The sequence below is a fragment of the Bradyrhizobium rifense genome, from assembly GCF_008123425.1.
Lineage (GTDB): Bacteria > Pseudomonadota > Alphaproteobacteria > Rhizobiales > Xanthobacteraceae > Bradyrhizobium > Bradyrhizobium rifense.
Genome location: NZ_VSSS01000062.1, coordinates 107,878 through 114,628, shown reverse-complemented (window position 1 = coordinate 114,628; position 6,751 = coordinate 107,878). Strand labels below are relative to the sequence as shown.

Here is a 6,751-nt window from a genome sequence, read left to right as displayed (position 1 = left end):
CCTGGCCAAAAGCCCATACATGAAGGACGTCTCGAGCGAGGCCCGCCCGGAGGTGTAGAACACGGCACTGTCGGGCGCGAGCTCGCGTAACTCCCGACCGATCTCCGCAAAAGCCTCGTCCCAGCTCGCCGGCACATATTTGTCGCTCGCAGCATCGAAACGCATCGGGTGCGTCAATCGCCCGGCCGCCTCGAGCTGATGATCGTCCCAAGCGTCCAGCTCGCTCACGGGATGATGATCGAAAAACTCGGGCGTCACCCGCTTATGCGTGATCTCCCACGTCGTTGCTTTCGCCCCGTTCTCGCAGAACTCGAAGACGCGCGGATCGGCGGGCTTGGCCCAGGCGCAACTCACGCAGGCGAAGCCATCGGGCTTGTTCTGCTTCAGAAGAACGCGCGAACCGCTGAAAGGAACGTGAGAGCGTGCGAGGCTTCTGGCCAGCGACCTGACCGATCCCCATCCGCCCGCAGGCGCATCGTATCGCTCGACTTTCAAATTGGGGCTGAGTCTGCGTGACCTTGCCATTGACCGATTCCCAGAAAGGCCTGCCTTAAAAGGAAAAAACCCGGCGACATCTTTCGTTCCAACGCCGTCGACGAGGCACCAACGAGCCAATCCGCCGACGTTCATCGTCGAGGAACCATTGGGACAGCTCGGGCGTCACCACTTCACAGGAGGCTCATTTGCATCTCGCGTCGCTCGATCAGGACCGTGCCGCCCTCCTGCCTGCTATGGTGAATGCAGGCCGTCTCAATCATCGCCGTGAGGCGTCCTCACGCCTCCTTGCGGAAGAGGCGCCGGTCGCCCTAATCTATAACGGAATATCACTGGCGGTCCTGATGGCGACGCCGGCGGACCTCACCGACCTGGCGGTCGGTTTCAGCCTGACCGAGGGCATCATCAGCAATCCTGCTGAAATTCGCGACATGGAAATCATCTGCCATCCCGAAGGTACCGAGTTGCGGGCCTGGCTGACGACCGCGCGCGGGCGCGAACTCATGGAGCGGCGGCGCCAACTCGTCGGGCCGACGGGGTGTGGCCTTTGTGGCCTTGAAAGCCTGCAGTCCGCGACAAGGGTGCTGCCGTCCGTGCCGCGCGGCATATCGCTTCGCCCGCCCCAGATCGCAGCCGCGGTGCAAGCAATGGTCGACGCGCAGGAGCTCAATCGCAGGACACGCGCCACACACGCCGCCGGCCTCTATCTTCCGCAAGAGCGAACAATTTTGGTGAGAGAGGACGTTGGTCGCCATAATGCGCTCGACAAGCTGGCCGGCGCACTGGCCGCGCGCGGCATATCCGGCTGCGACGGCGCCCTCGTTCTGTCCAGCCGCGTTTCGGTCGAGCTTGTTCAGAAGGCTGCGATGATGGGTGCGGGACTTCTGATTGCAGTCTCCGCGCCGACGGCTCTTGCCGTCCGAACGGCCGAGGCCTGCGGCATGACGGTCATCGGAATCGCGCGAGGCCAGGAATACGACGTCTTCAGTCATTCCGGTCGCATCCTGCCGGGCTAGGAATTGCTACTGGCTCGCCCCCGTCATGAATAGCCCCGAGCGGATTTACTGCCGGCCGCCGACCATCCCAGCGGCATGTCGTGATTGGAACCCGGCGTTCTCCAGATGGTTTAGCCGCATCGCAACCAGGAGATTCAACATGGCAAGTTCCGTAGACCGCGATCCTCGTCATCATACGAGGAAGATGCAGAAGGCGCTCGAGGAAATTCGAACCCATCTCCGCGAGGACATTCAGAAGGTCGACGAGCCTCAGCTAAAGGCGATGTTCGAGACCGCTGCCGAAGTTCTGGGCGGCCTGGAAAAGGCGTTCGGGGATTACGAAAAGAAAAGTGAAAGCGCGTGGCAGTGATCAGTGCTCTTTCGCGCTGGCCGGTCCGCGCCAGTTGTGTTGAGAGAGCCATATAGCGATCATCGTCTGAATCAAGTTACCTGCGTATGAAGGACTTCTTCCGATGTCTTACGGACGTTTCGCCATCATGATTGTGACTTCCACACTCATCATGTTCGGGCTCATGTACCTCAATACGTTCGCGATGGATCACATATGGTTCAGTCAAACGCGTGCCTGGATGGCGCTTCTAATGGGAGCCGTGATGGCCGCTGTGATGCTCAGCTTCATGTGGGGTATGTACAAGAATCGCACCGCTAACATCTCCATTTTGATTGGATGCATTGCAGTGTTTGCCGTTTCGCTATGGCTGGTCCGCAGTCAAGAAACGGTAACCGATATTTTCTACATGAAGGCCATGATCCCGCATCATTCAATTGCTGTGCTGACGAGTGAACGGGCTCACATTCGAGACGCTCGCGTCCGCAAGCTCGCGGATGGCATCATTGAAGCGCAGGTCAGGGAGATCGGCGAAATGAAGAACCTGATAGCTGATCTAGAAGCCAGGCCGACGCCAGCCGATGCCAAAGACTTGCCGCCGAGGCCGCCAAAGTAAATGTCGCCTGCTGGCACATCGCATCATTTAGCTGCGTTGCCGAATGTCTCGATCGGATAATAGCGGATTCTAGTGAACCGTCCGCCTGGCTAAGGTTCAGCCCAAGACGAGGGACTTAGTCGGAGGTAGGCCCAGAGATTGCTCCAATTTCCATTATGTCACGATCCGCCACCGATCGAGAACGCACTCGGTCGTCGTGACTTCAATCTGCCGCGCCTAACGCGGTCTCCAACTTTATCTTGGCCAGCCAATTCGCTCAACCAACAAGACCAACTACGAGGCGTTCGAAGCACCGGTTGCCGTATCGGATGACGGCGCGGTGACCGTTACGGCGTAGCCTTGGCGGAGCGCAAGAGAGGCGGCGGCCACGGCAGCCTCAAAGGCAGCTTCCTTCGTCTGGTAGACGTTGTGCGACTGCCCGTCGTGCCGAATGCGCCATTCGCCGGCCTCACCGAATATCTGATATGCTGCCAGTGCCATTCATTTCCTCCAATCAGCCGCTGATGATCTTGTCTAGAGTGATGGGAAAATCGCGTCCACGCTTGCCCGTCGCATTGAAGATCGCGTTCGCAACAGCGGCTGCGGTTCCGACGATACCGATCTCGCCGAGTCCCTTCACACCCAGCGGGCTGACCTTGTCATCCTGCTCGTCCACAAAAATGACCTTAATGTCGGCGATGTCGGCATGTGCCGGAATATGATATTCCGCGAAGTTATGGTTCATGATCTTGCCCAGACGATGATCGGTCATGGCCTCCTCGTGAAGCGCCATACCGATGCCCATCACCACGCCACCCAGGATCTGGCTGCGGGCCGTCTTAGGGTTGATGATTTTGCCCGCGGCCACGGCGCAGACGATTTTTGGAATTCGAACGATGCCGAGGTCTCTATCCACCCTCACTTCGGCGAATACCGCGGAGTGGGTGTAGCTGACGTATTTGCGCATCTGTAGCAGCTTCGGAGCGGCCTTCCTGCTCGCCTTGATCTCGCGCAGATCCGAGGCGTGCATCACCTCGGCCAGAGACAGTCCGCGATCCGGATCAGTCCGAAGGGCGATGCGACCACCAAGAAACACGACCTCGTCGAAGGAGGCAGCCGCCAATGGCGAATTGGCCATTTTTCTGGCGTGCTTGAACACTGTCTGCTTGACCGCCTCACACGCGGCGAGGACGGCCGATCCGTTGGATGCGGCGGTCCAGGACCCTCCCTCTACGGGCGAGGCGGACAGCGAGGAATCGCCGATCAGCGGCGTGACGGCCCCGACCGGCAGGCCAAGCGCATCGGCGCCTATCTGAGCGAGAATGGTCCAGGTGCCGGTCCCGATATCGGAGGCGGCGGTCGATACCTGAAGACGTCCATCCGGCGTCAGCTTAGCCTCAGCCGATGCCTTCATGAGGGCGGCTTCCCACATCCCGGTCGCCATGCCTAACCCGACCAGTTCGTGGCCATCGCGCACCGCGCCGGGCTCGGCTGAGCGCCGTTCCCATCCGATACTTGCCGCGCCCTGTTCGTAACAGGCGCCGAGCGCCTTCGAGGTGAATTGTTTGCCCGTATTCTCATCCAGCGTCGCGAAATTGCGCTTGCGAAACTCCAGCGGATCGATCCCCGCTGCATGAGCGAGTTCGTCGATGGCGCATTCCAGGGCGGTGACGCCAACAGCCGCGCCGGGCGCCCGCATGTCGCACGGCGTCGCCGTGTTCAGCTTGGCGAGGCCGTAGCTCAGCTTGACGTTGTCGCAATGGTACATCATGCCCGACCAGTTCACGAGGCTTTCCTGGTAGTCCTCGTAATGCGAGGTGGCGGCAACGGCGTCGTGAATGATCGAGGTCAGGCGCCCTTCATTGTCCGCCGCCAGGGAGATGGCGTGGCGGGTCTCGGGTCTGTAGCCGATGTAGAACATCTGCGAGCGGGTGAGAACCACCCTCACGGACCGCTTGAGCTCGAGGCTCGCCATGACGGCAAAGAACAACTGTTGCTGCGGCCGCAGCGCAGATCCGAAGGCGCCGCCGACATAGTGATTGATAACCCGCACGTTCTTGGTTTTCAGGCCGAAAACGGATGTGACATAGCCCTGACTGTTCTGCGAACCCTGCGTTTTCTCGTAGATCGTAAGCTTGTCCTTACCTTCGTAGACGCAAGTCGTTGCAAACAACTCCATCGGATTATGGTGCTCTGCGCGAATCCTGTAGTCGGCGGAAATGCGATGGCGGGCGCGCTCAAAGGCATCTTCCGCCTTGCCACGAGGCTCTGGCGGCGGCGGGATGCCTGATCTCTTTTCCGGGGGCTCGTAAGCCTGGGATCGCTTGACCTCCAGCTCGGTGCAATGCTGCCCGACCTCGTAGGCGGCCGTCACCAACGAGGCGGCATCCCGGGCCGCCTCCAAAGTCTCTGCGACGACAAGAGCAATAGGTTGGCCATCAAAGAGGATGCGATCAGAATGCAGGGGCCGAAATGGATGGCCAGGCGGCGCGACCTCATCCTTCCAGTTGCGGTCAAGCCACGCACCGCTTCCACAGTTTTCGTGCGTGAAGATCTCGACCACGCCTGGCACCGATAAGGCGCGCTCGGTCTTAAGGCTCACGATGCGGCCGGCAGCGACGCTCGCCGAAACGATGACACCATGGAGAAGACCAGGCGCCTCATATTCGGCGGCGTAGCGCGCCGCGCCGGTAACCTTGAGCCGCCCGTCTACTCGGTTGGTCGGGTTGCCGATGTGGTGAATATCTGCCGCTTCCATGATGCGCCCTCAGCGAATGACTTTGTCTGACTGGTTCTGAGGCGTGCCCGCGGCAGCCTGCATAAGCGCACGCAAGATCGTGCGCCGCGCCAGCTCGATCTTGAAGTCGTTCTGGCCCTGCCCCTTCGCATCGCGCATCAGGCGTTCGGCAAAGGCACGAAACGTGGTCTCGTCCGGCCTCTCGCCCTTGAGTAGGCCTTCCGCCTCCTTGTCGCGCCAGGGCTTGTGCGCCACACCGCCGAGCGCGACGCGCGCATCCCTCACAATGCCATCGCGCATCTCGAGGGCTGCGGCCACGGAGACGAGCGCGAACGCGTAGGACAGGCGATCGCGGACCTTCAGATAGGTGTGGTTGCGACCGAAATCAGCCGGCGGCAGGATCACCGCAGTAATCAGTTCATCGGCTCGCATCGTATTGTCCTGCTGCGGATCGTCCGCAGGCAGCCGATGGAATTCCGGGAACGTGATCGTGCGAACGCCTTGCGGACCTTCGACCTCGACCTCTGCGTCCAGAGCGGCCAGGGCGACGCACATGTCGGAGGGGTGGACGGCGATGCAGCTATCGCTGGCGCCCAATACCGCATGGATGCGATTGATGCCGCCGATGGCCGAGCAACCGGCCCCCCGGTCGCGCTTGTTGCACGGCGTCGACGTATCGTAGAAGTAATAGCATCGCGTTCTCTGCAGGAGATTTCCGCCGGTCGTGGCGGCGTTTCTCAGCTGTGGCGACGCCCCGGCGAGAATGGCGCTGGCAAGCAAGGGATATCGCTTCGCAATCCGTGCGTCCCAGGCAAGAGCAGAGTTGGTGACCAAGGCACCGATCCTCAGACCACCGCTGTCTCTTTCCGAGATGTCCTTGAGCGGCAGCCGATTGATGTCGACCACGCGGCGGGGCTTCATGACATCGTATTTCATGAGATCGACGAGGTTGGTACCACCGGCGAGCGCCCGTGTGCCGGGGGACGAAAGCGCCGTGACAGCCTCGGCGACCGAGTTAGCCCTGACATAGTCGAACCGGATCATTCGGCAGCCTCCCGGCCGGCATTTTGCCGATTCAGAGCCGTCTCGATCGCATCGGCGATATTGGTATAGGCCCCGCAACGGCAGAGATTGCCGCTCATCAGCTCTCGGATGTCTTCGCGCGTCTGGGCACGTCCCTCATGCAACAACGCAACACCCGAGCAGAGCTGGCCGGGCGTGCAGTAGCCGCACTGAAACGCGTCGTGCTCGATGAATGCCGCCTGCAAGGGGTGAAGCTCTCCTCCCTCGGCCAAGCCCTCTACGGTGGTAATCGCGGCCCCATCGCGGGAGACGGCCAACGCCAGGCAGGAGTTGATCCGCTCCCCGTCCACCAGGACCGTACACGCGCCACACTGCCCTTGATCGCAGCCCTTCTTCGACCCAGTGAGGTGCAGGCGTTCACGAAGAACGTCCAGCAAAGTCTCCCAGGGGGCCACCGCGATGTCGTGGCGGGCACCGTTAACGGTCAAGGCGATCTCAATTTTCGGAGTGTCCATCTTGGTCACAAGGGTTCGCTCTTCGGTCTCAGCTCTTAAACC

7 protein-coding genes and 1 pseudogene are annotated in these 6,751 nt (G+C 60.9%); 3 read left to right on the top strand and 5 right to left on the bottom strand.

The genetic code is table 11. The annotated features are described in order from the left end of the window. Window positions 1-525, bottom strand: a pseudogene (locus FXB40_RS36960) (FdhF/YdeP family oxidoreductase); the annotation flags it as partial. 158 nt (window positions 526-683) lie between these two features. Between FXB40_RS36960 and fdhD the strand changes: the two are divergent. The 3 genes from fdhD (at window position 684) to FXB40_RS36945 (ending at window position 2,455) form a co-directional block, all read left to right on the top strand. Then, window positions 684-1,511 (top strand): formate dehydrogenase accessory sulfurtransferase FdhD, encoded by an 828-nt coding sequence (gene fdhD, locus FXB40_RS36955; RefSeq protein WP_246208214.1) that lies wholly within the window; start codon window positions 684-686, stop codon window positions 1,509-1,511. Window positions 1,512-1,695: 184 nt separating this feature from the next. Continuing rightward, complete coding sequence (locus tag FXB40_RS36950) at window positions 1,696-1,860, top strand: hypothetical protein (protein WP_246208212.1); 165 nt, start codon at window positions 1,696-1,698, stop codon at window positions 1,858-1,860. A gap of 103 nt (window positions 1,861-1,963) precedes the next feature. Beyond that, complete coding sequence (locus FXB40_RS36945) at window positions 1,964-2,455, top strand: DUF305 domain-containing protein (protein WP_148777197.1); 492 nt, start codon at window positions 1,964-1,966, stop codon at window positions 2,453-2,455. A gap of 273 nt (window positions 2,456-2,728) precedes the next feature. On the opposite strand, the gene FXB40_RS36940 is transcribed toward FXB40_RS36945, so the two are convergent. Genes FXB40_RS36940 through FXB40_RS36925 form a run of 4 tightly spaced genes read right to left on the bottom strand, consistent with a single transcriptional unit; the run spans window position 2,729 to window position 6,709 of the window. Then, entirely contained in the window at window positions 2,729-2,935 is a 207-nt protein-coding gene (locus tag FXB40_RS36940; protein WP_148777196.1) for a hypothetical protein, read from the bottom strand. Between the two features lie 13 nt (window positions 2,936-2,948). After that, window positions 2,949-5,192 carry a xanthine dehydrogenase family protein molybdopterin-binding subunit gene (locus FXB40_RS36935; protein ID WP_148777195.1) on the bottom strand — a complete coding sequence of 748 codons (2,244 nt, stop codon included), beginning with the start codon at window positions 5,190-5,192 and terminating at the stop codon, window positions 2,949-2,951. A 9-nt stretch (window positions 5,193-5,201) separates the two neighbouring features. Further along, window positions 5,202-6,215 (bottom strand): FAD binding domain-containing protein, encoded by a 1,014-nt coding sequence (locus FXB40_RS36930; protein WP_148777194.1) that lies wholly within the window; start codon window positions 6,213-6,215, stop codon window positions 5,202-5,204. Further along, window positions 6,212-6,709, bottom strand: a complete 498-nt coding sequence (locus FXB40_RS36925; RefSeq protein WP_148777211.1) for a (2Fe-2S)-binding protein — start codon at window positions 6,707-6,709, stop codon at window positions 6,212-6,214. The genes FXB40_RS36930 and FXB40_RS36925 overlap by 4 nt, the downstream gene beginning before the upstream one ends. Between the last annotated feature and the right edge of the window lie 42 nt (window positions 6,710-6,751).